Here is a 24,241-nt window from a genome sequence, read left to right as displayed (position 1 = left end):
CCAGCTCGGTCCCCCGCAGCCGACCGAGCAGGGCCGCGCACAGCGCGACGCCGGCCGCTCCCGCCGTCGCGAGACCCACCGCCCATGCCGCGACCGGTCCGTCCGACGGCGCGGCGCTCTGGGACCACATGCCGCGGTCGAGCTCCCAGGCGGCCAGCAGCGGGGGCGCCGCCGCGATCGCCGCTCCGAGCCCGAGCAGGAGGACCAGGAGGCGCCGGGGCGTCGACCGCAGCAGCTGCCCCGCGGACCAGGCCCCTCCCCACAGCAGCCCCACCCCGACCCCGGCGAGCGTCAGGAGCGCCGCCGTGCCCGGCCCCGTCCGGTCTGCCGCCATCAGCGTCGCCGCCACCAGCACGGCGGGCAGCGCGGCGGCGAGCAGCGGCAGCAGCAGCGCCCGTGCGAAGGGGCGTCGCAGCACCCGGCCCCGTGGGAGCGGGCCGCCGGCCAGGGTCGCGGTGAAGAAGGGCGGGAGCAGGGCGGGGCCCCGCACCGCGCCGAGGCCGACGAGGCCGGCGGCGACGGCGAGGGACAGCGCGATCGCCGAGGGCGGCGCCCCGGCGCTCAGCAGGAGGGCGAGCACGTCCCCTCGTGCCAGCGCCCGGCCCGCCGACAGCAGCGCCGGCAGCCCGAGCACGACGGCTCCCATCGCGACGACGTAGAGCAGATAGAGCAGGTCGCCGCGGGTGCGGGCGCGGGACCGCTGCGCCCACACCTCGCGGACGGGGCCGAGGGAGGCGCTCACCATGGCTCCTCGAGCGCGAGCCGGCCGTCGGCGAGCTGATCGACCAGACGCGGACTGTGGCTCGCGAGCACGATCGCGGTCCCGGCCCGGGCCCTGCCGCGCAGCGCGTCGTTCACCAGATCGAGCCGGTCGGGGTCCAGGCGCTGCTCGGGCTCGTCCAGGACCAGCACGGCGCTGGGGCGGGCGAGGGCGAGCGCGAGGGAGAGCAGCTGGGACTGGCCGCTGGAGAGCTCGTGGGGGAAGCGGTCCGCGAGCGGGAGGATCCGCAGCTCCTCGAGGAGCTCTCGGCCCCGCGCACGGGCGGCCGAGGCATCGCTCCCCCAGGTCGCCCCGACGAACTGGAGGTGCTCGAGGACGGTGAGGTCCCGGGCGGTCTGCGCCGGTCCGATGAGCGCCGAGAGCGCCTCGCGGAAGACGCGGTCGCGGTCGTCGGGGCGCCTGCCCGCCACGCGCACCCGTCCGGCCGTCGGTGCGAGGAGGCCGGCGAGGACCCGCAGCAGGGTCGTCTTGCCGCTGCCGTTGGGGCCGGTGACGGCCAGGACCTCGCCCGCGTCGACGCGGCCGCTCGCCTCCAGCAGCAGCACGCTCTCCTCCCGCAGCACGCCGATCCCCTCGAAGGCCACGACCTCCGGCGAGGTCGAGGGCGGCGGGGTCGTCGAGGGAGGGACCGGCATGACCCCATTCCACCGCACCGTCCGGCCGATCGCCCCCGACGATCGTCGGCACTCCGTCGCGCCTCCCGGGAGGAGCGCCCGACCCGAGCCGCACGGCCGCGACCGTCCGATCCGGGCCCGGCCAGGATGTGACCCACGCGGAAACGTCAGGGTCTGGATTAATTGTCAGATCCGTGAGACCATGATGAGGCGCTGTCGTAGGCCTCGCCACCCTGTTCCTGCAGGTCGAGCGGGGCTCGAGCCGCCCTCGTCCCCCTCACGGACCGGCCCCACAGGGCCGGGCAGAGTTCGAGGACGGCCGCCTCGACCCCACCAGGGCCGCGGTACCGCCGGCGCACAGGTCCACCGAGGAGGAACCCCCTTGTCCGTTGCCACTGCGTCCGACTCCACCGCGTCGAAGGTCGGCAAGGTGCTCACGCACCCCGTCCACGGTCCGGTGCGCATCGTCTCGACCCTGACCCGCACCGTCCGGGGCGAGCAGCGCGAGTATGTGGACCTGGAGGTCATCGGCGACGAGATGCAGATCTCCGTGCCCGCCGACGGCAAGGACGTCGTCGGTCTGCGCCCGGTGCTCGGGACGAAGGAGATCGACGAGCTGATCGCCCAGCTCGGCGAGCCCATCGAGCCCCCGGCGAAGAAGGCGTCCTGGGCTCACCGCATCAAGTCCCTGCAGATGCAGCTCCAGTCCGGCCGTCTCACCGATCGCATCGAGGTCATCCGCTCGATCGTGCGCGACTCCGGCGGCACCCCGTCCTCCCTCGCGGAGCGGAACCTGCTCAAGCAGGCCATCGACCCGCTGGCGTCGGAGATCGCGATCGCCCGCTCCGTGCCCCGCGAGCAGGCCGCGGAGCTGCTGCAGAGCACCGCCGAGGACGCCCTCGTCGACGCCGCGGCCTGACCGCCGCCCCGGCGCGCTCCCGAGCCGCCGCACCGCCCCGCTGCCCCGTGTCAGCGCCCCCGGGTCCCCCGGAGGGTGTGACGCGGGGCAACGTGCGTGAGAGCCACAGCCCGCCCGCGACGCAGAGCGTCCCGGTGGCGGCGCCCGCGACGGCGACGGGGGCGAGCAGGGTGATCGCGGTGACCAGCAGCGGGGCGGAGAGCCGCCCGGCACCGAGCATCGTGTTCCACCAGGAGAGGTAGCGGGTGCGCCGGTGGACCGGGGAGACGTCGATCCCGAGGGTCATCACGATCCCGGAGCCGAGCCCGTTGCCGAGTCCGATCAGCAGGCTGGGCAGGAGCAGCGCGAGCACCGCGGCGGTGCCGCTCCCGCCCGCCCAGACGGTGCCGAGCAGCGCCAGCAGGAGGAATCCCACCCCCATCACGAGCGCGCAGGGCACCGCGACCGCGGCGCGGCCGTACCTGTCCATGAGCGTTCCCGCCGGGATCACCAGCAGGATCTCCACCGCCGCGGAGATCCCGAAGACCACCGAGATCCACACCGGGTCCAGGCCCAGCGCATCGCCCAGCAGCGGGACGATCACGGGCCGGTTCACCCGCGCCATCATCACCGGCGCGATCCCGACGCCGACGGCCACCATCCGCCGCAGCACCGCCCGGTCCAGCGCGACGCGAGCCGTGGTGCGCGGGGCGCGGCCCCGTCGGCCCGTCGCGCCGTCGGCCCGCGCCTCCCCCGGCGGGAGGAACACGGCCACCATCACGGTACCGGCCGCGGCGGTGAGCGCGAAGAGCAGGAACACCCAGGCCATCGATCCGGCCGCCATCACGACCGCGCCGAGCAGCGGCCCGATCACCTCCCCCACCCGGATCACCCCGCCGAAGAGGGTCATGCCGCGCGCCCGCATCGTCGCGGGCAGGGCGGTGCCGAGATACGCCTGCCGTCCCAGCTGCCACACCTGGGTGCTGGCGGCCATCACCAGCAGCAGGACCACCAGCATGATCCGGTGCTCGAGATCGCCCCCACCGCCGAGCGCGGGCGCGATCAGCACGAAGGCCAGGACGTTCGAGACCACGAGCAGACAGCCCGTGATCACCAGCGCCGCGCGCGCCCCGATCCGGGAGATGAGGCGTCCGGCGGGGATCGGGCCGAGGAAGGAGGTGAGGCCGAAGATGGTCGACAGCGCCGCGGCCTGAGGGACGCTGAAGCCGAGGTCGCGCGCCAGCAGGGGGATCACCGGCATCAGCGCGGCCAGGCCCACGAACTCCAGCAGGCTCGGCGCGTAGACCGACGGGACCAGCCCGCGCAGCACCGCCGCCGGTGAGCGCCCGTCCCTCGAGGCGGGGCCGGGGACAGGGGTGGTCACCGCCCGAGTGTGGCACCGGTTCGTGAGCCGGGGCAAAGACCTCCCGGAGAGCGGACGCCGTCCCGCCCGCTCAGGCCTCCTGCGGGGAGGCCAGGCGGGAGCGGAGCGCCTCCGCCTCGACCCGCCGTGCGACGCCCTCGTCCACCCCGGCCGCGACCGCCTCGGCGGCCCAGCGCACGGACCAGGCGCGCAGGTAGCGACGCCCCTCCTCGCCCCGCATCCACTCCCGGGTGGGGACGGGCGCCTCGGCGAGGCAGCCGTGGCGCCAGCCGTCGGTGTGCGCGACGAGCGCGAGCAGCGCGAGCTCCCAGCCGAGCGCCACCTCGCCCGGGCCGCCCCGGTCAAAGCGCTCGCGGGGCACGAGGACGGTGTGGCGCAGCCGCAGCAGCGTCGTGCCGTCGTCCTCCGGGTCCAGCCGGATCTGGAGCGGGTCCTCCTCGCCGATCTGCTCCCACAGCAGGGAGAGGCGGTGGGGCTCCTCGACCTCGAGCACGGTCCCGCTCGCGCCGTGCGGCGCGGTGAAGCGCCCGCCCTCGTGCAGCTCGCCCCGGACGGTGCCGTACCAGGCCTCGAGCTCCTCGGGGCGGGTCAGCAGGGGCCACAGCTGCGCCGGGGCCAGGTCCAGGTTGGTGGTGAGGGTGAGCACCGCCCGCACCTGCGGGTGGCCGCCGGGGGCCTGCTCGTCGATCTCGAGCTCGCGCCGCACCGCCTCCAGGGCGGGCAGCGACTCGGTGGCAGTCATCGTCTCCTCGGAAGGTCTCGAGCCGTTCCGGGCCGGCGCACGGGCGCGGGCACGGACCCCCGAAGCGTAGCCCACCGCCAAGGCCCGTAGCATTGCCGATGTGACTTCAGCGCGAACCTTCCGACCAGCAGATCTCACGGCTCATCTCTTCGATCTCGACGGGGTCGTGACCCCGACGGCCGAGGTGCACATGCGCGCCTGGGCGACGATGTTCGAGGAGTTCCTCTCCTCCCGCGGCGTCGAGGCGCCGTACACGGAGGCGGACTACTTCGAGCACGTCGACGGCCGCCCCCGCTACGACGGCGTCCGTGCGGTCCTCGCCTCCCGCGGCCTCGAGCTGCCCGAGGGCGAGGACTCCGACCCCGGCGAGCAGAGCGCCGGGGAGGAGACCGTGCGCGGCCTCGGCAACCGCAAGAACGAGCTCGTGCTCGAGCTGCTGCGCCGCGACGGCGTGGCGCCCTATCCGGGCACCGTCGCCTATCTGGACTCGCTGGGCGAGGGAGCGCGCCTGGCGATCGTCTCCTCCTCCCGCAACGCGGAGGAGGTGCTGCGCTCGGCCGGGCTCCGGGAGCGCTTCGAGCACGTGGTCGACGGGAACGTCGCCGCCCGCGAGGGCCTGCCGGGCAAGCCCGCCCCGGACACCTTCCTCCGCGCCGCCGCGCTGCTGGGCGTCGAGCCCGCCGACGCGGTGGTCTACGAGGACGCCGTCTCCGGCGTCGCCGCCGGCGCCGCAGGGCGCTTCGGCGCCGTCGTCGGCGTGGACCGCGGAGCGGGGCGCGAGGAGCTGACCGCCGCCGGGGCCACCCTTGTCGTCGCCGATCTGGAGGAGCTGGCATGACCCGTCTGCGCTCGCTGCCCGAGGACCCCGTGGACCGCACCCGCCTGCCGGTCGACGAATGGCGCCTGGTCGAGTCACGGCCGGACGGGGACCTGGGCCTGATGGAGACTCTGTTCGCGACCGCGAACGGCTATCTCGGCATGCGCGGCACGCCCGAGGAGGGCCGGGACGCTCACAGCCACGGCACCTTCCTCAACGGCTTCCACGAGACCTGGGAGATCAACCACGCCGAGTCCGCCTTCGGCTTCGCCCGCACCGGGCAGACGATGATCTCGGTGCCGGACTCCTCCACGCTCAAGCTGTACGTGGACGACGAGCCGCTGCTGCTGTCGATCGCGGACCTCGAGGAGTACGAGCGCTGGATCGACTTCCGCGAGGGCGTGCTGCGGCGCGAGCTGATCTGGCGCACCCCCGCCGGGAAGCGCGTGAAGGTCTCCACCGCGCGGATGATCTCCTTCTCCCAGCGCCACCTCGCGCTGATGACGATGCGGGTGGAGATGCTGGAGGGCTCCGCCCCGATCGCGATCTCCTCCCAGATCGTGAACCGGCAGGACTACCGCGACGACTTCGGCAAGGGCGTGGACGGCGGCCCCGTCACCGACAAGGCCGATCCGCGCCAGACCACCGCCTTCACCCACCGGGTGCTCGAGCCGATGCAGGACTGGCACAGCGAGCGGCGGATGCTGCTGGGCTACCGGGTGGCGCGCTCGGGCATGACCCTCGCCGTCGGCGCGGACCACGTGATCGAGTCCGACGCCGAGACCGAGCACCTCATGGACACCTCGGCCGACTTCGGCCGACAGGTCACCCGCGCCCATCTCGAGGAGGGCTCGGTGCTGACGGTGCGCAAGTCGGTGGCCTACCACTCCTCGCGCTCGGTGCCCCATCGCGAGCTCTTCGACCGCTGCCGCCGCACCCTGGACCGGGTGCGTCGTGACGGCTTCGAGGCGCATCTCGCGGCGCAGCGGGAGTACCTCGCGGACTTCTGGCAGAGCTCGGACGTGCAGCTGCCGGGCCAGCCCGAGGCGCAGCAGGCGACGCGCTGGTGCCTGTTCCAGCTCGCCCAGGCCACGGCCCGCTCCGACCAGTGGGGCATCCCCGCCAAGGGCGTGACCGGCTCGGGCTACGAGGGCCACTACTTCTGGGACAGCGAGATCTACGTCGTCCCCTTCCTCACCTTCACCCAGCCGCGCTGGGCCCGCAACGCGCTGCGTTTCCGCACGACCATGCTGCCCAAGGCGCGCGAGCGGGCACGGGAGCTGAACCAGCGCGGGGCCCTGTTCCCCTGGCGCACGATCAACGGCGACGAGGCCTCCGCCTACTACGCGGCCGGCACCGCGCAGTACCACATCGACGCCGACGTCTCCTACGCCTTCTGCCAGTACGCGGATGTGACCGGCGACGTCGACTTCGAGCGCCGCGATGGGGTGCAGGTGCTGGTGGAGACCGCCCGGATGTGGGCCGACCTCGGGTTCTGGCGGGTCACCGCCACGGGCGTCTCGAGCTTCCACATCAACGGCGTGACCGGTCCGGACGAGTACACGACGGTCGTGAACAACAACCTGTTCACGAACGTGATGGCGCGCTACAACCTGCGCCGCGCGGCCCGCGCCGTGCGGGACCTGCGCGCGGCCGACGAGGCCGCCTACGAGGCGCTGCGCGTCGAGCTCGAGCTGGACGAGATGGAGCTGGACCAGTGGGAGGCCTGCGCGGACGGCATGTTCGTGGCGAAGGACGACTCCCTCGGCATCCACCTCCAGGAGGACCGCTTCCTGGAGCGGGAGATCTGGGACGTGGCGAACACTCCGGAGGAGGCGTTCCCGCTGCTGCTGAACTTCCACCCGCTGGTGATCTACCGCTTCCAGGTGCTCAAGCAGGCCGATGTGGTGCTGGCCCAGTTCCTGCGCGGCAGCGAGTTCACCGCGGAGGAGAAGCGCGCCGACTTCGAGTACTACGACCCGATCACCACCGGGGACTCCTCGCTCTCCGCCGTGGTCCAGTCGATCATGGCCGCCGAGGTGGGCCATCAGGAGGCGGCGCTGGACTACTTCCGGGCCGGGCTCTTCGTGGACCTCGGGAACCTCCACGGCAACACCTCCGACGGAGTGCACATCGCCTCGGCGGGCGGGGTGTGGAACGCGCTCGTGCACGGCTTCGGCGGGATGCGCCACGACGAGGGCCGGATCAGCTTCGACCCGCGGCTGCCGGCGCAGTGGCCCGAACTCTCCTTCCCCCTGACGGTGCGCGGCTCCCGCTTCCGGGTGCGCCTTGTGCGCGAGGAGATCTCCTTCACGCTCGAGACCGGCGAGGAGATCGAGATCTCCGTGCGCGGCGAGAGCGTCCGGGTGACCGCCGGCGGCGTCTCCGTCCCGCTCGCGGACCAGGGCCCGCTGCTGGACGATGCGGTGCTGTCCAGGCCCGTCGGCCTGGGCGATGCCCGCGCGGACGGCTCGATCATGACCTCCTTCGTGCCGGGCGATCCCGAGGACCCGTGGGAGTACCCGGTCGCCTCCGACCCCGACGACATCGTCGACGAGGGCTGAGAGTTCATCGACGGAGGCTGACCGGCGCGTCCACGAGGGCGGGGCCCTGCGGTGCGGTGGACTAGGCTCCACAGCGCCCGCACGGCCCCCGCCCCTCCGTCCCGACCTCCGGTCCGGGACCCGACACCCCTCCGGAGCAGCTCCACGGTGACCACCTCCCGTCCGCGTCGGCCACGGCCGCAGGTCGAGCTCGTCCGACCCCGGCTGAGCATCCTGCACGTCCTGAACCGGGTGCGGATGCGTCTGCTGGACATCCAGGTGTGGGACGTGGCCGGGACGATGACCTTCTACCTGCTGCTGTCGCTGTTCCCGGGCGCGGTGGCCGTCGTGTCGCTGATGTCGCTGATCGGGATCGAGTCGGAGACGCTCTCCGCGCTCTCCGGGCTGATCACCGAGATCTTCCCGACCCTGGATCCGCGTCCCTATCTCGGGGCGATCCAGGCCGTCTCCAGCACCGGCGGCGGCCTGCTGGGCCTGCTGCTGGGCACGCTCGGCTCGCTGGTCTCCGCGTCCAACGGCGTCGCCGCCTTCCACCGCGCGCTGCACAGGGTCTACGACACCCGCGAGGGGCGGCCCTTCCTGTGGTTCCGCACGATCGTGTTCGGCGAGACGGTGCTCATCACCGCGGTGGTGCTGCTCGCGATCGGCATGATCATCCTGGGCGGCGAGGCGAGCCAGCGCATCGGCGAGTTCATCGGGATCCCGCTGTTCGCCTTCCACGCCTGGAACATCGTGAAGTGGCCGGTCCTGCTGGTCATCCTGATCATCGGGGTGTCGCTGGCCTACTACCTGTTCCCCAACGTGCGACTGCCGCGCTACCGGCTGATGACGCTGGGCTCGACCCTCAGCGTGCTCACCCTTTTCGGGACCGCGCTGGTGGCCGGGCAGCTGCTCGTCTACGCGACCCGCTTCGCGGAGGTCCTCACCGCCCTCAACGGCCTGATCGCGATCCTGCTGCTGATGTGGATCGCGAACATCGTGGTGATCACCGGCGCGGCGCTGGACGCCGAGTTCCTGCGCGCCCGCCAGCTCGCCACCGGCCTGGAGGCCTGGCACAAGCTCGAGCTCGCGCCGCATGCGACCCACACCCTGGACTTCCTCGCCCGTGACGCCGACGAGGCGGAGGAGCTGGGCCGCGCGGTCGCCGAGTCCGTCCGCAGCGGGGAGCCCCTGCGGCGGGAGCGGGGCGCCTGGATCGTCGAGTCGTCCAACCCTCTCGCGGTGAACCCGCCGCGCCGACACCGGGTCACCAGCCACCCCCTCCCCGAGGAGAGCACCGATACAGGGCCCTCCGCCGACCCGTCGAGCCAAGGAGGCTCCCCCGCATGACCGTCCGCCCGATCACCATCGCCGGCCACCGCGCGCTCTCGCAGCGCACCCGCCGCGTCCGAGAGGTCACCGACGAGCTGCGCACGCTCGTCGCGGACATGTTCGAGACGATGGACGCGGCAGGCGGCGTCGGCCTCGCCGCACCGCAGGTGGGCTCCCGCTGGCGGCTGTTCGTGTACTCCTGCCCCGACGTGAGCGACACGCTGCGACGCGGGGTCGTGCTCAACCCGGTCCTCGAGCGCTTCGGCGGGATCACCCTGGACGAGGAGACCCTCGAGGGATGCCTCTCCGTGCCGGGCGAGGGGTTCCCCACCGCACGGCACCGCGGCGCCCGGGTGACGGGCACGGATCTCGACGGGGCCGAGGTCGTGCTGGAGGACGAGGGCGGGGTGCTCGCCCGCGCGCTCCAGCACGAGGTCGACCATCTCGAGGGGTCCCTCTATCTCGACCGGCTCACCCCGGCGAGGAAGCGGGAGGCGCTGGACGCGGTGCGCGACCGGGGCTGGCGCGCGGGGGGCATCCTCACCTGGGACCCGAGCGAGATGGAGGCCGCGGAGGTCTGAGCCGCGGGCGCGGCGGCGACGCTGTGCATGCCCCGGCGCGCCCCGGGAGGATCGTGGGACGATCACGAGGCGGTCGCGGCGGTCACACCCGCTCCCCGCCGCGCCCCGACGCCCGGCGACCCTGACTATCCTGGCGGCATGGAACGCCCCTGCCTCTCCCGCCGCCACGCCCTCCTGCTGCCCGCCTCCGCGGCCGGTCTCGGAGGCCTCGCGGCCTGCGCTCCGGAGGACCAGGGCTTCGGCACGGCCGAGCCGCTGCGCGCGGAGGAGGGCTCGATCCCGCTGGCGGACGTGCCCGAGAACGCCTCGACGCTGGTGAACTTCGGCGGCCAGCAGCCCTTCGTGCTCCTGGTCCGCGGGACCGGGGAGGACGTCTCCGCCTACTCCGGCTACTGCACCCACAACGGCTGCGCCCTCCGCCAGGCGGAGACCGAGCTGGACTGCCCCTGCCACGGCTCGCGCTTCGACGCGACCAGCGGCGAGGTGCTCGTCGGCCCCGCGACCCGTCACCTGCCGAGCGTAGAGATCGTCGTCGAGGGCGATCAGATCCGTCGCGCGTCCTGAGGCAGCCGTGACCCCGCCCACCACTCCCCCGCCCTTGCATCCCGCCCGACGCGATGCCGGCACCACCCGCCGCGACGTCGTCTCCTTCGTGCGCCGCGGCGAACGGCTGACGCCCTCGCGCCGCGACTCCTGGGACCGGCTATCCCCCGAGTACGTGCTGGACCCGCCGCGCGGCGAGCGCGACACGCTCCCGGCCGACGGGGCCCGGCTGGATGTCGAGGAGGTCTTCGGCCGCCGCGCGGAGCTGGTCGTCGAGGTCGGCAGCGGCCTGGGCGAGAACATCGTCGCGGCCGCGACCGCGCATCCCGAGCGCGACCACCTGGGCGTCGAGGTGTACCTCCCCGGACTCGCCCAGACGCTCAGCCGCGTCGAGAAGGCGGAGCACCCCCGGAACCTGCGCCTGCTGCCCCTGGATGCCCAGAGGGCGCTGCCCGCGATGCTGCCCGAGGCCTCGATCTCCGAGCTGTGGGTGTACTTCGCCGATCCGTGGCCGAAGGCCAGGCACCACAAGCGGCGCCTGATCAACCCGCCCTTCCTCGATGCGGTGCTCCCGCTGCTCGCCCCCGGCGGGCACCTGCGCCTGGCCACCGACTGGGCGCATTACGCCCACCACATGCGCCGCCAGCTCGATGCCAGGCCCGAGCTGGAGCTCGTGCATCCGGACGGCCCGCGCCCCGAGGGTGTCAGCTCCGACGCCGTCCCCGAGGGCATGGCGAGAACCGGCTGGGCGCCGCGGTACGGAGGTCGTGTGAAGACCAGCTTCGAGTCCAAGGGGATGCAGGCCGGACGCCTAATATGGGATCTCGCCTACCGCAGGCTGTGACCGCCCCGGCGGCACCGGACGAGGGGACCGATCCATGAACCGTAACGACGACGTCGAGCTGCCCGCCGACTGGGACGACGACTCGGACGCCGGCACGGAGCGCCGACGAGGCCGCCGCGCGGCGCTCATAGCGTTCGGCCTCGTGGCCGTGCTGGTGATCGGCGTCGGCATCGTGGTCGGCAGCTATCTGAGCGGGCTGCGGAACTCCTACGAGAAGCGCTCCGTCGTGGACATCACCCGCGCCGAGGGAGAGCGCCCCGAGGCGGAGGAGGGCACCGGGCAGAACATCCTCCTGCTCGGCTCGGACAAGCGCTCCGAGGAGGACGCGGCCGCGGAGGGCGTGACCGGCCAGCGCTCGGACGTGATGATGCTCGTGCACATCGCCGACGACGGCGACAGCGTGTACATCACCTCCTTCCCCCGCGACCTCTACGTCGACATCCCCGGCCACGGCAAGGACCGCATCAACGCGGCCCTCGCCTTCGGCGGCCCCTCCCTGGCGGTGACGACGGTGGAGGACTACACCGGGGTGCCGATCGACCATGTGGCCCTGATCGACTTCGAGGGCATCGAGGGGCTCGTGGACACGCTCGGCGGCGTCGACGTGCAGGTCCCGATGGACTTCGAGGCGGACGGCATCGAGTACACCGCCGGCACGCAGTCGATGGACGGCCACGAGGCGCTGGTCTTCGTGCGCCAGCGCAAGCAGTTCGCCGACGGCGACTTCCAGCGCAACCGCAACCAGCAGGCGGTCCTCAAGGGCATCGCCGACAAGCTCATCAGCGCCGACACCCTCACCGATCCGCGCAAGCTCGCCGACACGATCGAGGAGGTCTCCCCGTACCTGACCACCGACGAGGGCCTCACCGCCGGCGAGATGACGAAGCTCGGGCTGTCGCTCCGCTCGATCCGCGGGGACGACCTCCACTTCCTCTCCGTCCCCCACGGGGGCCCCACCACGACCAGCGGCGGCGCGAGCGTGGTGGCGACCGACGAGGAGGCGATGGACGTGCTGCGCGAGGCACTGCGCACGGACGACATGGGAACCTATTACGCTCAGTACGCCGGGGTCTACTGAGCCCCTTCGCAGGAGAGAACCCGCGAACCCGACGCCTGGAGGAAACCGTGGCCAATCCGCTCGTGAGCATCATCGTCCCCGTCGCGGGGATCATCGCCGCCTCCGTCGGCAAGAAGGCGGCCGAGACCGGCTGGGGAGTCGTGTTCGGCGAGGACGCCCCGACCACCAAGTCCCAGAAGGCCGCCAAGAAGGACGTCGCCGCGCGGCGCAAGCAGGCGAAGAAGGACGGCGCCTCGAAGGCGGAGATCCAGGCGATCAGGGATCCCGACGACGACCAGCCGGTCTGGAAGCTGATGCTGTGGGCGCTGGTCTCCGGCGTGCTGCTGCAGGGCCTGCGGACGGCGGCCCAGCGCGGGGCGAAGACGGGCGCGGAGCGGCTGACCACCAGGCGGCCCCGCCCGAACCGCGGCTGACCCGAGCGGCCGACGGCCTGTCGGCCTGACGACGAAGGGGCGCCCCGCAGACTCTGCGGGGCGCCCCTTCGTCGTGCTCGGACTCCGTCGCGCTCGGGCTCCGTCGTGCGCGCACTCCGTCATGCTCGGCCGTCCGCGGACCCGTCGGGCCCGGGAGCGGCCGGCCCGGAGCTCCGGGGCCCGGCTCAGAACTCCGGGACGTCGACGCCCTCGGAGAGGGTGTCCATCGCGTCGCCGGTGACGAGGAACCCGACGCGGCGCACGAGGGAGACCGCGTGATCGCCCATCCGCTCGTAGAAGCGGATCAGCAGCGTCATGTCGATGACCTGGCCGGCGGTGAAGGTGCCGGGCGCGGCCGAGGAGATCTCGCGGGAGACCTGGAGCATGAGCTCGTCCAGCTCGTCGTCGCCCTTCTCGACCTCGGCTGCCTGGGCCAGGTCGCGGTTGGCGATCACCTCGGAGGCCCCCTTGAGGGACTCCAGGCCCACCTCGGACATCCGCGCGATCTTCTCGCGGAACTGCTCGGGGACCGCGGCATCCGGGTGCGTGCGGCGCGCGATCAGCGCGATGTGCGCGGCGAGGTCGCCCATGCGCTCGAGGGAGGAGCTCATGCGCAGGGTGGCGACCAGGAGGCGCAGGTCCGTGGCGACCGGGGCCTGTCGAGCGAGGAGCTCGACGGCCTTCGCGTCGAGCTCGAGGTGACGGTCGTCGATGTGGGGGTCGGCGGTGATGACCCGCTCGGCGAGGGCCAGGTCGCCCTCGAGAAGGGCCCTGGTCGCATCCGCCAGGGCCGTGCTCACCAGCTCGGCCATGTCCAGCAGGTCGTCGACGATGTGCCGCAGATCGCTCTGGTAGGCCTCGCGCATGTTCTCGCTCCTCTGTCTGATGGGGACTTCTCCCCGATCCTCGCAATGCCGGATGAACGTGCATCGCCGTTGGGTGAACTCGAAGCGTAGTCCCCGTGAACTCCTCCCCTCGTTCGTCCCGCCCTGCGACAGGTGGCGGGAGCGCGGAGCGCACGGGGCCTAGGCTGTCCTGGTGCCCCAGTCTGCCCTGCTCCTGCTCGCCGCGGCGATCGGACTCGTGATCGGAGTCGTCGCCACGTCGGCGCTGCGCCGCTCCGAGAGCCGCCGCGCCGAGCAGCCGGCGGCGCGGGACGAGGTGGTCCCCGAGGCCGCCGCGGAGGTGCTCGCGATCCTCTCCTCCGCCTATGTGGTGCTGGACTCCGTCGGCGACGTCCTGCGCGCCTCCCCCATGGCGTACTCCTACGGGATCGTGCGCGCCGCCGAGGGGGACTACCCGCGCCTGGCGAGCACGCAGCTGATGGAGCTCGCGTCGGACGTCGGCCGCAACGGCGGGTTCCGCGACGAGCGCCTGACGGTGCGCCGCTCCGCCCAGGGCGACACCGACGCCGTGATCGACGTGCGGATCGGGGCGCTCGGCGAGCACGGGGTGCTGCTGCTGGCCGACGACCTCACGCGCGCGGTGCGGGTGGAGGAGACGCGGCGCGACTTCGTCGCGAACGTGTCCCACGAGCTGAAGACCCCCGTCGGCGCGATCACGCTGCTCGCCGAGACGATGGAGGACGCCGCGGAGGATCCCGACGCGGTGCGCCGCTTCGCCGAGCGGATGCAGACGGAGACTCGCCGCCTCTCCCACCTGGTGCAGGAGATCATCGAGCTCTCGCGCGTGCAGGGCAGCTCCGCCCTCACCGACGCCGAGCCGGTCGAGGTCGACGAGGTGGTCGAGGAGGCGGTGGCGCTGAACCGCAACTTCGCGCTCGGCTCGAACATCGAGGTCGCCGTCGGCGCCAGCAGCGGGCTGCGCGTCTTCGGCTCCTCCTCGATGCTGACCACGGCGCTGTCCAACCTGATCTCCAACGCGATCACCTACTCCGACCCTCGCACCCGGGTCGGGATCTCGGTGCGGCGCGACGGCGGCATGGTCGAGGTGTCCGTGAAGGATCAGGGCATCGGCATCGCGAAGGACCACCTCGAGCGGGTCTTCGAGCGGTTCTTCCGCGTGGACCGGGCCCGCTCGCGAAGCACCGGCGGCTCCGGCCTGGGCCTCGCGATCGTCAAGCACATCGCGACCGACCACGGCGGCGAGGTGACCGCCTGGTCGATGAAGGGCCAGGGATCGACCTTCACCCTCAGACTGCCGGAGATGGGCCGCACCGAGACGATCACCGTCGGCTCCCGCACGCTCGAGGTCTCCGCGAACCCGCGCACGACCGCCTCGACCGACGCTCCCGGCGACGAGCGCCCCCGACCCTCCGACCGACCCTCTGGAAAGGGAAGTTGAGATGACACGCATCCTGATCGTGGAGGACGAGGAATCGTTCTCGGACCCGCTCTCCTACTCGCTGCGGAAGGAGGGCTACGAGGTCGCCGTCGCGGACACCGGCACCGACGGTCTGCGCATCTTCTCCGCCCACGGCGCGGACCTCGTGCTCCTGGACCTCATGCTCCCGGGGATGAGCGGCACCGAGGTGTGCCGGGAGATCCGCCGCACCTCCTCGGTCCCGGTCATCATGCTCACCGCGAAGGACGACGAGTTCGACAAGGTGCTGGGCCTCGAGCTGGGCGCCGACGACTACGTCACCAAGCCCTACTCCTCCCGCGAGCTGCTCGCCCGGATCAAGGCCGTGCTGCGGCGCGGCCAGGACACGGCCGAGGCGGAGGAGGACACGACCCTCACCGCGGGCGGCATCATGATGGACGTCGAGCGTCACGTGGTGCAGGTCCACGGCACCGAGGTCGCCCTCCCGCTGAAGGAGTTCGAGCTGCTGGAGATGCTGCTGCGCAACGTCGACCGGGTGCTCACCCGCGGCCAGCTCATCGACCGCGTCTGGGGCGCGAACTACGTCGGCGACACCAAGACCCTCGACGTCCACGTCAAGCGCCTGCGCGCGAAGATCGAGGACGACCCGAAGAACCCCGTCCACCTCGTGACCGTGCGCGGGCTGGGCTACAAGTTCGAGTCCGGGGCCTGAGCGAGGGCCGGTGACGTCCCGGAACGCGCGAGCGCCCCGCAGCCAGGCTGCGGGGCGCTCGTCGTCCAGGGGGCTCGCGCGGAGCCGGGCTCAGCCGGCGGCGGGCTCGCTCTCCCCGTAGTGGCTGAGGGTGGTCTCGAGCGTGGGCAGCGAGACCGTGGTGGAGAGGTCCCCGGAGGTGACCGCGAGATCGAGGATCGTCCCCGGGAGAACGTCGAGCGCGCCGATCTCCACGGCCTGCTGGCCCTCCTCGGGGCCGAGCTCGACCGTGCCCTGCGCCGGGACCTGCACGCGCGTGGAGAACACGGCGGCACCCTCGTCCTGGCCCTCGAGCTCGACGACGAGGTCCTCGTCGGAGTAGTTCACGACGGTCGCGGAGAAGGTCGGGGCCCCGGTCTCGTCCATCACCAGCACGGCGTTGCGCACGCCGACGTGGAAGGTGCCGTCGATCTCGAGGTTCGCGTTGGTGCCGTCGCCCGCCTGGTAGAACTCGTGGGTCTGCACCGGGCTCATGAAGGTGCAGCCGGACACCGCGAGGGCGAGGCCCAGGGCGGCGACGGAGAGTGCGAGACGGCGGGGACGGCGCACGGAGGACTCCTGTTCGATGCCGCGGAGCGGCGGGGACGATCGGGGACAGCCCTCACAGGGTACCCCACCGCGGCACCTCGGACGGACCCCGCGCCGCAGTTCCGGCGACGGGCTCCTCGGCGCTCGCCGCGCCGCGCCGGACGCTGCGGGCCGCCCGGCGACTCCCCCGCTCAGCACCGCTTTCCGCACCGGCGACGAGGGCGGGTCGGCGCTGGTCGGCGGGCATTTTACCATCCGACCCGGATGGTAGGATGAACGCCGGAAAGGGGACCCATCACATGAACTTCGCTGTCGGCGAGACCGTCGTCTACCCGCACCACGGTGCCGCGCTCATCGAGGAGGTCAAGACCCGCACCATCAAGGGCGAGGACCGCACCTACCTCAAGCTCAAGGTCGCCCAGGGCGATCTCACGATCGAGGTCCCCGCCGACAACGTCGACCTCGTCGGCGTCCGCGACGTCGTGGACAAGGAGGGCCTCGACGAGGTGTTCGAGGTGCTCCGCCAGCCGTACACGGAGGAGCCGACGAACTGGTCCCGCCGCTACAAGGCCAACGTCGAGAAGCTCGCCTCGGGCAACGTCAAGAAGGTCGCCGAGGTCGTGCGCGACCTGTGGCGCCGCGACCAGGACCGCGGCCTGTCCGCCGGGGAGAAGCGGATGCTGGCCAAGGCGCGCCAGATCCTCGTCTCCGAGCTCGCCCTCGCCGAGAAGACCGACGAGGCCGAGGCCGAGACCATCCTCGACGAGGTCCTCGCCTCCTGAGCGCCCCGGTGACGTCCTCGTCCGCCCCGGGGCGGGTCCGACCGCTCGTGCTCGCCCTGGCGCCGCCCGCGCCGGGAATCTCGCACGACGCCGAGACGCCGTCCCTCGAGACGCTCGGCGGCTCGCGCCTGATCGAGCGGCTCCTGGGCACCCTCCATGCGCTGGGCCTGCCCGCCCCGGTCGTCGTCGCCCGCTCCGAGGCGGCGGGACACCTGCGGGCGCTGCTCGACCCGCGCCTGAGGGTCCTCGCGGCCGACGGGGACCGCCGACGGGCGCTGCGCGCCGCGCTCGAGGCCTGCGACGACCCGCTCCTGCTCGTCCACGACGCCGAGCGCGCACTGACCCCGCAGACCGTGATCGCCGAGGTCCTCGCCTCTTTGCACGGAGGCCTGGACGCGGTGGTGCCGGTGGTCGCGATGACCGACTCGGTCAAGGAGGTGCTGCCGGGCGGGCTGCGCAACGTGGACCGCTCCACCCTCGCCGGCCTCCAGAGCCCCCGCCTGCTGCGGCGCGAGGTGCTCGAGACGGCCCTCGACCCGGCGCAGACCCCCGCGGAGCAGGCACCTCCGGGCGGGCGCTTCGACGAGATCCACGCCGCCCTGGCCGCCGGCGCCCGGGTGGGGACCGTCCAGGGATCGCACTCGGGCTTCGCGGTGCTGGACCGGCTCACGCTGTGGCAGGCGCAGATCTCGCTGGGCCTGGCCCGGGACACCTCGCACCGACGGGGACTGGCCCGCCGCGGCTGAGCCCGCGCTCAGCCGTCCTGGCGGCTGCGCCAGACGGTGCGGAACTCCTGCGCCATCCGCAGCGGCTTGGACAGCGTGCGCTCGGGGAGGCTGGTCGCGAGCTCGCCCGGGTCGCGGCGCAGCCGACGCATGAGCCGGCGCGGCTTGCTGGAGATGCGCTGACGCAGGTCGGGGAGGTAGTCCTCCGAGACGTCCAGTCGGGTCACCGCGCCGCAGCCGGTGCAGCGGATCTGGGACACGAAGCGCCCGGCGTAGACCACCTCGTGCTCCGCGTCCTGCTCGCACGCGGTGCACCGCAGGAAGCTCTCCTCGACGCTCATCGTCTCCTCCTCACGAAGACCTCAAACCTAGCGCGCTGACCACGTCCTGGGCCAGGAGGAGGTCCTGGGCGTAGGTGATCTTGAAGTTGGTCTCCTCGCCGCGCACCCAGGTGACCGGGATGTCGGTGTACTCCTCGGCGCAGGAAGCGGTGTCGGTGCCGACGAAGCCGTCGCGCGCGGCCGCCTCGTAGGCGTCCAGGATGGTCGCGGCGTGGAAGCCCTGCGGGGTCTGCACGCGCACGAGGGGTCCGGCGCCCGGCTCCCCCGCACCGGCGCGCTGCTCCCCCGGGCCGGCGAGCCGCTCCCCCGGCGCGACCGGGGCGATGTCCACGGCGGGTATCCCGGGGACGGCGCCGCCGTGCTCGCGCGCGGCGTGCAGGACCGCGGAGGCCAGTCCGTGGGAGACCAGCGGGCGGGCCGCGTCGTGGATCAGCACGGTGTCCACCGCGCCGCTGTCGATCCGGTCCGCGAGATGGCGCAGGGCCGCGAGCTCGGACTCCTGGCGGGTGTCCCCGCCGGGGATGATCTCCAGCGGCACATCGGTCTCGCGCGCCTCCACGAAGCGGGCGTGCTCGAGGTCCTCGGGGCGGACCACGAACACGAGGATCCCCACCCCCTCGAGGCTGGCGAGGGTGTTCAGGCCCCAGGCGGCGATGCTCCGCCCGGACAGCTGCAGGAAGGCCTTGTTGATGCCCGCCCCGACCCGGGTGCCGGAGCCCCCGGCGAGCACGACGCCGGCGGCCCGTCCGACGGGACGGGCCGGGCGCGAGCGGCGGGGCTGGGTCACGCAGGCATCGTAGACGGTGGCGGGGCGCGGACCGTCCGGGGAGGGACCTCCGCCTGCCCGGTGCGGACCGGACGTGACAGAATCGGCCTCGTCGGCGGACCGTCGGCGCCTCCGTCGCGCCCCGGGACGCCCACCCCCGCTTCCCCTGCACCAGGAGTTCGAATGCTCACCATCGCCATCGTGTGCGGCGCCGGGATCGCGACCTCCGCGCTGGTCGCGGAGCAGGTGCGCGAGCACATCGCCGCCCGAGGCCGCCGCGTCACCGTCGTGCAGGCCACGGTGATGGACCTGCTCTCCTCGGACTTCCACGCGGACCTCGTGGTCTCCACCGTGGACCTCCCCGACGCCCTCGGCATCCCGCGCGTCTCCGGGATGCCCCTCCTGCTGGGCACGAACCCGAAGGTCACCTTCGACGACATCGACCGCCTGCTGGAGCGCATCGACCCGGACGGGACCCGATGACGCCCGCACCACCCAGGATCGGCATCGGCGTGGACGTGCACGCCGCCGCCCCCGAGGACTCCCCGCGCGAGCTGTGGATCGCGGGCCTGCACTGGGAGGGCCAGCGGGCGCTGGAGGGGCACTCCGACGCCGACGTCGCCTGCCACGCCGCCTGCGACGCCTTGTTCTCCGCCGCCGGGATCGGCGACCTCGGCACGCACTTCGGCGTCGGCCGCCCCGAGTGGGAGGGCGCCTCGGGCTCCCGGCTGCTCGGGGAGGCGGCGCGCCTGGTCCGCGGGGCCGGCTACGAGATCGGGAACATCTCGGTGCAGGTGATCGGGAACTGGCCGCGGCTGTCCCGCCGCCGCGAGGAGGCGTGCGCGGCGATGACCGCCGCCGCCGGCGCCCCCGTCGCCGTCTCCGGCACCACCACCGACGCGCTCGGGCTGACCGGCCGGGGCGAGGGCCTGGCCGCGATGGCGACCGCGCTGCTCGTGCCCGCGGACGGCGGCTCCGGGACCGGCCGCGCCCCCGAGCAGACCCGCCCCGAGGAGGACCGCGCGTGACCACGACCTCCCGCTCCGAACAGTCCCCGCTGCCCGTCCGCGCCCCGGACGTCGAGCAGGCCGCGGAGCGCCTGGGCACGACGGTGCGCCGCACCCCGCTCGAGCACAGCGAGCGCCTGAGCGCTCTGGCCGGGGCGGACGTCTGGCTCAAGCGCGAGGACCTCCAGCCCGTGCGCTCCTACAAGCTGCGCGGCGCACACCTCTTCCTCGACTCCCTCGACGCCGACCAGCGCGAGGCGGGCGTGGTCGCGGCGAGCGCGGGCAACCACGCCCAGGGCGTGGCCCAGGCCTGCCGCACCCTCGGCGTGTCCGGCCGTATCTACGTCCCCAGCACCACGCCGCGGCAGAAGCGCGAGCGGATCACCTCGATCGGCGGGGACCTGGTCGAGCTGGTGCTGATCGGGGACACCTTCGACGACGCCGCGGAGGCCGCGGCCGACGACGCCGAGCGCACCGGCGCGGTGCAGGTCCCTCCCTTCGACCACCCCACGATCATGGCCGGCCAGGGCACCGTCGCGCTCGAGGCCGCCGAGCAGCTGCGCGAGGAGCACGGCCGGGAGCTGGGCACGATGGTGCTGCCCGTCGGCGGCGGCGGGCTGCTGGGCGGCTGCGGCGCCTGGCTGCGCGAGCGCTGCCCCTCCACCCGGATCGTCGGCGTCGAGCCCGCCGGCGCGGTCTCGATGGCCGCGGCGGTGCGTGCGGGCCGACCGGTCGCGCTCCACGAGATGGACCGCTTCGTCGACGGCGCGGCGGTGCGCCGCGTGGGAGCGGGCCCGCTGCGGATGGTGCAGGCGATCGGTCCCGAGCTGGTCGCGGTGGACGAGGGCGCGGTGTGCACCCAGATGCTCGAGCTGTACCAGGTCGAGGGGATCATCGCCGAGCCGGCCGGGGCGCTCGCCGCGACCGCGGTGGCGACCGGCGTGATCGAGGGCCTGGCCCGCGCCGGCGAGGACGGCGGGGACGTGGTGGTCGTCGTCTCCGGCGGCAACAACGACGTCTCCCGCTACACCGAGGTGGTCGAGCGGTCCCTCGTCCACGAGGGGCTCAAGCACTACTTCCTGGTGACCTTCCCGCAGGAGCCGGGCGCACTGCGCCGCTTCCTGGACCGGGTGCTGGGTCCGGACGACGACATCGTGCTGTTCGACTACATCAAGCGCAACAACCGTGAGGAGGGCCCGGCGCTGGTGGGCCTCGAGATAGGGCACCGCGAGGACCTCGAGCCGCTGATGGCGCGCATGGCGGCCTCGAACATGGAGATCGAGCGGATCGACCCGCACGACCCGATCTACCGCTATCTCACCTGAGCGACCGCTCTCCTCCCTGAGCGGGAGCGCTCCCGGCAGCGGCGGGCGCAGGCCCGGGACGCCTCACGCAGAGACCCACGCAGAACGGCGCCCCTGCTCCTCGTGGAGCAGGGGCGCCGTGGCATCAGGCGGCAGGGTGTCTCAGGCCTCGGGATACGCCTCGACGTCGGGGGTGATCCCCGCCGAGCGGGCCTCGACCGCGGAGCGCACGATGTCGTCCAGGCCGTGCTCCGACTTCCAGCCGAGGGTCTTCGCGATGCGGTCGGCGGAGCAGATCAGCCGGGCGGGGTCGCCCGCGCGGCGCTCCCCGATCTCGGGGGTGATCTCGATGCCCTTCGCGCGGGCGATCGCCTCGATCACCTCGAGCACGCTCGAGCCCTCGCCGGTGCCGACGTTGAAGGTGCGGTGGGGCCGCTCCTCGCCGCGCAGGTAGTCCAGCGCCGCGATGTGGGCGTGGGCGAGGTCGAGCACGTGCACGTAGTCGCGGATGCAGGTGCCGTCGGGCGTGTCGTAGTCGTCGCCGAAGACGATCGGGGCCTTCCCCTGCTCAAGACGGTCGAGCACGATCGGGACCAGGTTCATCACGGCGGTGTCCGCGAGCTCGGGCCAGCCGGCGCCGGCGACGTTGAAGTAGCGCAGGGCGACGGTGCGCATGCCGTGGGCGCGCTCGGCATCGGCCAGCATCCACTCCCCCACGTACTTGGTCGCGCCGTAGGGGTTGATCGGCTGCGGGGCGAGGTCCTCGGTGACCAGGTCCACGTCCGGCACGCCGTAGACGGCGGCGGAGGAGGAGAAGACCACGTCCCGCACCCCGGCACTCGCACAGGCCGCGAGCACGTTGGCCAGGCCCGCGATGTTGTCGTGCCAGTACATCTCCGGGTTCTCGACGGACTCCCCGACCTGCTTGTGGGCGGCGAAGTGGATCACCGAGTCCGCGCCGGAGGCCCGCAGGTGGAAGGCGAGCTTCTCGCGCGCATCGGGCAGGGTGACGTCGAGCTCGATGAGCTCGGCCCCCTCCGTCCGGCTGCGCAGGCCGGTCGAGAGGTCGTCGACCACGACCACCTGCTGCCCCTGCTCCAGGAGGAGTCGCACCACGTGCGACCCGATGTATCCGGCACCACCGATCACGAGAGTCGTCATGGTCCGAAGCCTACCGGCCGTCGCCGCGCGCCCCGACCTCCCCACGCCCGGCCGGCCTGCGGGCGGCGGCCGACCGGGCAGGCCGCTCCGGGCGCGGCGGGGCGACCGGTCGGGAGGCTCCGCCCGGCCACCCGGCGTCGGTCAGCTCCAGGAACTGGCGACCGGACGGCCCTCGGCATAGCCGGCGGCGCTCTGCAGCCCGATCACCGCCCGCTCGCGGAACTCCTCGGTGCTGGCCGCGCCCGCGTAGGTGAAGGAGGAGCGCACCCCGGCGGTGATCTCGTCGAGGAGGTCCTCGACGCCGCCGCGGCCGTCGGCGAGGTACATCCGCGAGGTGGAGATGCCCTCCTCGAACAGGCCCTTGCGGGCCCGCGCGAAGGCGTCCTCGTGGGCGGTGCGGTGCGAGACGGCCCGCTTGGAGGCCATGCCGAAGGATTCCTTGTAGCGGCGTCCGGACTCGTCGGTGCGCATCTGCCCGGGCGACTCGTAGGTGCCCGCGAACCAGGAGCCGATCATCACGTTGGAGGCGCCGGCGGCGAGCGCGAGGGCGACGTCGCGGGGATGGCGCACGCCGCCGTCGGCCCAGACGCTGCCGCCCAGGCGGCGGGCCTCGGCCGCGCACTCGAGCACGGCGGAGAACTGGGGGCGGCCGACGCCGGTCATCATGCGGGTGGTGCACATGGCGCCCGGGCCCACGCCGACCTTGACGATGTCGGCGCCGGCCTCGATCAGCTCTCGGGTGCCCTCGGCGGTGACGATGTTGCCCGCGGCCAGGCGCACGGCCGTCCCCTCGCGGGGGCCGAGCTCGGCCCGTGCGGTGCGGATCGCCTCGATCATCCTGTCCTGGTGGCCGTGGGCGGTGTCCAGCACGATCACGTCCGCGCCGACGTCGACGAGGTCGCGGACCCGGCCCGCGACGTCGGCGTTGATCCCGACGGCGACGGCGATGCGCAGGCGGCCCTCGGCGTCGGTGGCCGGGCGGTAGATGGTCGAGCGCAGCACGCCGGTGGCGGTGAGCACTCCGCGCAGCACGCCCTCCGCGTCCACGACCACGGCGGCGTCGTGGTGGGTCGCGGCGATGCGGGCGTGCAGGCGCGCGGGCTCGACCTCGAGGTCCTCGGGGGTCAGGATCGGCACGTCGGTGCTGAGCTCGTCGCCGACCTGGGCGAAGGAGTCCCGACCGGCGATCTCCTCGGCGGAGATGGTGCCGAGGGGGCGGCGGTCCTCGTCGATCACGACGACGATGCCGTGGGGGCGCTTGGGCAGCAGATCCGCGGCCTGGCCGAGGGTGCCGTCGACGGTCAGGGTGAGCGGGTGGTCCACGAGCAGGTCCCGGGACTTCACGGAGCGGACGATCGAGTCGATGCGCTCGGGGGCGAGGTCCTGCGGGAGGACGGCGAGGCCGCCGCGGCGCGCCATGACCTCCGCCATGCGACGCCCTGTGACAGCGGTCATGTTCGCGGCGATCAGCGGGATCGTGGTGCCGGTGCCGTCGTCGCTGCCGAGGTCGACGTCGAAGCGGGAGGTGATCGCGGAACGACCGGGCAGGAAGAAGCAGTCGTCGTAGGTCAGGTCGGTCGTCGGGGTATGGGCCAGGCGCATGGGCACCATGCTACGTACGGTGCGCGAGAGCGGTCCCGTGCGGTGCCCCGGAGCGGACCTCCACGAGGTCCACACAGCGATCTGTGCGTCCTGTCGCGGGCATATCCCTAGGATGTGGCGTATGACGGACCCCTTCTCGGCCCCGCGCCGCAGCCGCCGTCGGTCCGGACGGCACAGGCAGCGACCGGTCCGACGCACGGAATCCACACCGCTCCCCAAGGAGCAGGCTCGACGGAACCGTGACGCGGCCTTCGGCGCCCCGAACCCCAAGCGCACCTGGATCGACACTGCGGCGACGCCCGCCTCGGCACCCGAGGCCCCGGCCGACGAGCGGACCGCCGACGCCCGACCTGCCGACGCGCGCCCCTCGGACTCCGTGCCGGCCGGCACCCCACGTGCCGACGCGCGCTCCGCGGACCCG

At 73.2% G+C, this 24,241-nt stretch carries 24 protein-coding genes and 3 pseudogenes; 17 read left to right on the top strand and 10 right to left on the bottom strand.

The window, feature by feature from the left end; genetic code table 11:
• Both HMPREF3159_RS02530 and HMPREF3159_RS02525 read right to left on the bottom strand, forming a co-directional pair.
• A pseudogene (locus tag HMPREF3159_RS02530) lies at window positions 1-742 on the bottom strand (hypothetical protein); the annotation flags it as partial.
• Window positions 739-1,416 (bottom strand): ABC transporter ATP-binding protein, encoded by a 678-nt coding sequence (locus tag HMPREF3159_RS02525; protein WP_070499530.1) that lies wholly within the window; start codon window positions 1,414-1,416, stop codon window positions 739-741. The pseudogene HMPREF3159_RS02530 and the gene HMPREF3159_RS02525, both read right to left, overlap by 4 nt.
• On the opposite strand from HMPREF3159_RS02525, the pseudogene HMPREF3159_RS18155 reads away from it, so the two are divergent.
• A pseudogene (locus HMPREF3159_RS18155) lies at window positions 1,415-2,212 on the top strand (CarD family transcriptional regulator); the annotation flags it as partial. The gene HMPREF3159_RS02525 and the pseudogene HMPREF3159_RS18155 sit on opposite strands and share 2 nt — an antisense overlap.
• On the opposite strand, the gene HMPREF3159_RS02520 reads toward HMPREF3159_RS18155, so the two are convergent.
• Both HMPREF3159_RS02520 and HMPREF3159_RS02515 read right to left on the bottom strand, forming a co-directional pair.
• The gene (locus tag HMPREF3159_RS02520) at window positions 2,193-3,677 is read right to left on the bottom strand and encodes an MFS transporter (RefSeq protein WP_246821430.1); all 1,485 of its coding nucleotides are present in this window, start codon (window positions 3,675-3,677) and stop codon (window positions 2,193-2,195) included. The pseudogene HMPREF3159_RS18155 and the gene HMPREF3159_RS02520 sit on opposite strands and share 20 nt — an antisense overlap.
• A 70-nt stretch (window positions 3,678-3,747) precedes the next feature.
• The gene (locus tag HMPREF3159_RS02515; RefSeq protein ID WP_070499528.1) at window positions 3,748-4,419 is read right to left on the bottom strand and encodes an SRPBCC domain-containing protein; all 672 of its coding nucleotides are present in this window, start codon (window positions 4,417-4,419) and stop codon (window positions 3,748-3,750) included.
• Window positions 4,420-4,510: 91 nt separating this feature from the next.
• Between HMPREF3159_RS02515 and HMPREF3159_RS02510 the strand changes: the two genes are divergently transcribed.
• The 8 genes from HMPREF3159_RS02510 to HMPREF3159_RS02475 all read left to right on the top strand — a co-directional run bounded on the left by HMPREF3159_RS02510 (window position 4,511) and on the right by HMPREF3159_RS02475 (window position 12,570).
• Window positions 4,511-5,257 carry a beta-phosphoglucomutase family hydrolase gene (locus tag HMPREF3159_RS02510; protein WP_070499527.1) on the top strand — a complete coding sequence of 249 codons (747 nt, stop codon included), beginning with the start codon at window positions 4,511-4,513 and terminating at the stop codon, window positions 5,255-5,257.
• The gene (locus HMPREF3159_RS02505) at window positions 5,254-7,800 is read left to right on the top strand and encodes a glycoside hydrolase family 65 protein (protein ID WP_070499526.1); all 2,547 of its coding nucleotides are present in this window, start codon (window positions 5,254-5,256) and stop codon (window positions 7,798-7,800) included. Before HMPREF3159_RS02510 ends, HMPREF3159_RS02505 begins: the two co-directional genes overlap by 4 nt.
• Before the next feature lie 147 nt (window positions 7,801-7,947).
• Window positions 7,948-9,129, top strand: a complete 1,182-nt coding sequence (locus HMPREF3159_RS02500) for a YihY/virulence factor BrkB family protein (protein WP_070499525.1) — start codon at window positions 7,948-7,950, stop codon at window positions 9,127-9,129.
• Window positions 9,126-9,692, top strand: a complete 567-nt coding sequence (gene def / locus HMPREF3159_RS02495) for a peptide deformylase (protein WP_010551269.1) — start codon at window positions 9,126-9,128, stop codon at window positions 9,690-9,692. Before HMPREF3159_RS02500 ends, def begins: the two co-directional genes overlap by 4 nt.
• Window positions 9,693-9,830: 138 nt before the next feature.
• Entirely contained in the window at window positions 9,831-10,256 is a 426-nt protein-coding gene (locus tag HMPREF3159_RS02490; RefSeq protein ID WP_010551268.1) for a QcrA and Rieske domain-containing protein, read from the top strand.
• Between the two features lie 7 nt (window positions 10,257-10,263).
• The gene (trmB, locus tag HMPREF3159_RS02485; protein ID WP_070499524.1) at window positions 10,264-11,079 is read left to right on the top strand and encodes a tRNA (guanosine(46)-N7)-methyltransferase TrmB; all 816 of its coding nucleotides are present in this window, start codon (window positions 10,264-10,266) and stop codon (window positions 11,077-11,079) included.
• Between the two features lie 34 nt (window positions 11,080-11,113).
• Window positions 11,114-12,157, top strand: a complete 1,044-nt coding sequence (locus HMPREF3159_RS02480) for an LCP family protein (protein ID WP_070499523.1) — start codon at window positions 11,114-11,116, stop codon at window positions 12,155-12,157.
• 47 nt (window positions 12,158-12,204) lie between these two features.
• Complete coding sequence (locus HMPREF3159_RS02475; protein WP_070499522.1) at window positions 12,205-12,570, top strand: DUF4235 domain-containing protein; 366 nt, start codon at window positions 12,205-12,207, stop codon at window positions 12,568-12,570.
• A gap of 185 nt (window positions 12,571-12,755) precedes the next feature.
• Here the strand turns inward: HMPREF3159_RS02475 and phoU are convergent, their stop codons facing one another.
• The gene (gene phoU, locus HMPREF3159_RS02470) at window positions 12,756-13,436 is read right to left on the bottom strand and encodes a phosphate signaling complex protein PhoU (RefSeq protein WP_070499521.1); all 681 of its coding nucleotides are present in this window, start codon (window positions 13,434-13,436) and stop codon (window positions 12,756-12,758) included.
• Window positions 13,437-13,608: 172 nt separating this feature from the next.
• On the opposite strand from phoU, the gene HMPREF3159_RS02465 reads away from it, so the two are divergent.
• Both HMPREF3159_RS02465 and HMPREF3159_RS02460 read left to right on the top strand, forming a co-directional pair.
• Window positions 13,609-14,874 carry a sensor histidine kinase gene (locus tag HMPREF3159_RS02465; RefSeq protein WP_070499520.1) on the top strand — a complete coding sequence of 422 codons (1,266 nt, stop codon included), beginning with the start codon at window positions 13,609-13,611 and terminating at the stop codon, window positions 14,872-14,874.
• A gap of 1 nt (window position 14,875) precedes the next feature.
• Entirely contained in the window at window positions 14,876-15,565 is a 690-nt protein-coding gene (locus HMPREF3159_RS02460; RefSeq protein ID WP_010551262.1) for a response regulator transcription factor, read from the top strand.
• A 90-nt stretch (window positions 15,566-15,655) separates the two neighbouring features.
• On the opposite strand, the gene HMPREF3159_RS02455 is transcribed toward HMPREF3159_RS02460, so the two are convergent.
• The gene (locus HMPREF3159_RS02455; RefSeq protein ID WP_070499519.1) at window positions 15,656-16,153 is read right to left on the bottom strand and encodes a hypothetical protein; all 498 of its coding nucleotides are present in this window, start codon (window positions 16,151-16,153) and stop codon (window positions 15,656-15,658) included.
• A 278-nt stretch (window positions 16,154-16,431) separates the two neighbouring features.
• On the opposite strand from HMPREF3159_RS02455, the gene HMPREF3159_RS02450 reads away from it, so the two are divergent.
• Window positions 16,432-16,914, top strand: a complete 483-nt coding sequence (locus HMPREF3159_RS02450) for a CarD family transcriptional regulator (RefSeq protein WP_010551260.1) — start codon at window positions 16,432-16,434, stop codon at window positions 16,912-16,914.
• An 8-nt stretch (window positions 16,915-16,922) separates the two neighbouring features.
• Window positions 16,923-17,660: an IspD/TarI family cytidylyltransferase gene (locus HMPREF3159_RS02445; protein WP_070499518.1), complete on the top strand. Its 738-nt coding sequence runs from the start codon at window positions 16,923-16,925 to the stop codon at window positions 17,658-17,660.
• Window positions 17,661-17,668: 8 nt separating this feature from the next.
• Here HMPREF3159_RS02445 and HMPREF3159_RS02440 read toward each other — a convergent pair whose 3' ends face one another.
• Window positions 17,669-17,980: a hypothetical protein gene (locus HMPREF3159_RS02440; RefSeq protein WP_053918011.1), complete on the bottom strand. Its 312-nt coding sequence runs from the start codon at window positions 17,978-17,980 to the stop codon at window positions 17,669-17,671.
• Between the two features lie 10 nt (window positions 17,981-17,990).
• Entirely contained in the window at window positions 17,991-18,767 is a 777-nt protein-coding gene (locus HMPREF3159_RS02435) for an IspD/TarI family cytidylyltransferase (protein ID WP_070499517.1), read from the bottom strand.
• A gap of 162 nt (window positions 18,768-18,929) precedes the next feature.
• Here HMPREF3159_RS02435 and HMPREF3159_RS02430 point away from each other — a divergent pair, with 162 nt between their 5' ends.
• From HMPREF3159_RS02430 to ilvA, 3 genes are read left to right on the top strand one after another with little or no spacing between them, the layout of a single operon-like run.
• Window positions 18,930-19,229 (top strand): PTS sugar transporter subunit IIB, encoded by a 300-nt coding sequence (locus HMPREF3159_RS02430; protein WP_053918009.1) that lies wholly within the window; start codon window positions 18,930-18,932, stop codon window positions 19,227-19,229.
• The gene (gene ispF / locus HMPREF3159_RS02425; protein WP_070499516.1) at window positions 19,226-19,774 is read left to right on the top strand and encodes a 2-C-methyl-D-erythritol 2,4-cyclodiphosphate synthase; all 549 of its coding nucleotides are present in this window, start codon (window positions 19,226-19,228) and stop codon (window positions 19,772-19,774) included. The genes HMPREF3159_RS02430 and ispF overlap by 4 nt, the downstream gene beginning before the upstream one ends.
• On the top strand, window positions 19,771-21,078 hold the full coding sequence (gene ilvA / locus HMPREF3159_RS02420; RefSeq protein WP_083305754.1) for a threonine ammonia-lyase IlvA: 1,308 nt from the start codon (window positions 19,771-19,773) through the stop codon (window positions 21,076-21,078). The genes ispF and ilvA overlap by 4 nt, the downstream gene beginning before the upstream one ends.
• A gap of 141 nt (window positions 21,079-21,219) precedes the next feature.
• On the opposite strand, the gene galE is transcribed toward ilvA, so the two are convergent.
• Together galE and HMPREF3159_RS02410 are read right to left on the bottom strand one after the other, a co-directional pair.
• A complete protein-coding gene (gene galE, locus HMPREF3159_RS02415) occupies window positions 21,220-22,218 on the bottom strand; it encodes a UDP-glucose 4-epimerase GalE (RefSeq protein ID WP_062948984.1) in 999 nt (332 codons plus the stop codon).
• 141 nt (window positions 22,219-22,359) lie between these two features.
• Window positions 22,360-23,820 (bottom strand): GuaB1 family IMP dehydrogenase-related protein, encoded by a 1,461-nt coding sequence (locus HMPREF3159_RS02410; protein ID WP_070499515.1) that lies wholly within the window; start codon window positions 23,818-23,820, stop codon window positions 22,360-22,362.
• Window positions 23,821-23,941: 121 nt separating this feature from the next.
• Here HMPREF3159_RS02410 and HMPREF3159_RS17615 point away from each other — a divergent pair.
• Window positions 23,942-24,241, top strand: a pseudogene (locus HMPREF3159_RS17615) (LytR family transcriptional regulator); the annotation flags it as partial.

It is taken from the genome of Brachybacterium sp. HMSC06H03, assembly GCF_001807385.1.
GTDB lineage: Bacteria > Actinomycetota > Actinomycetes > Actinomycetales > Dermabacteraceae > Brachybacterium > Brachybacterium conglomeratum.
The sequence above is the reverse complement of the archived record's forward strand: the minus strand, read 5'-3'. Positions and strand labels throughout refer to the sequence as shown.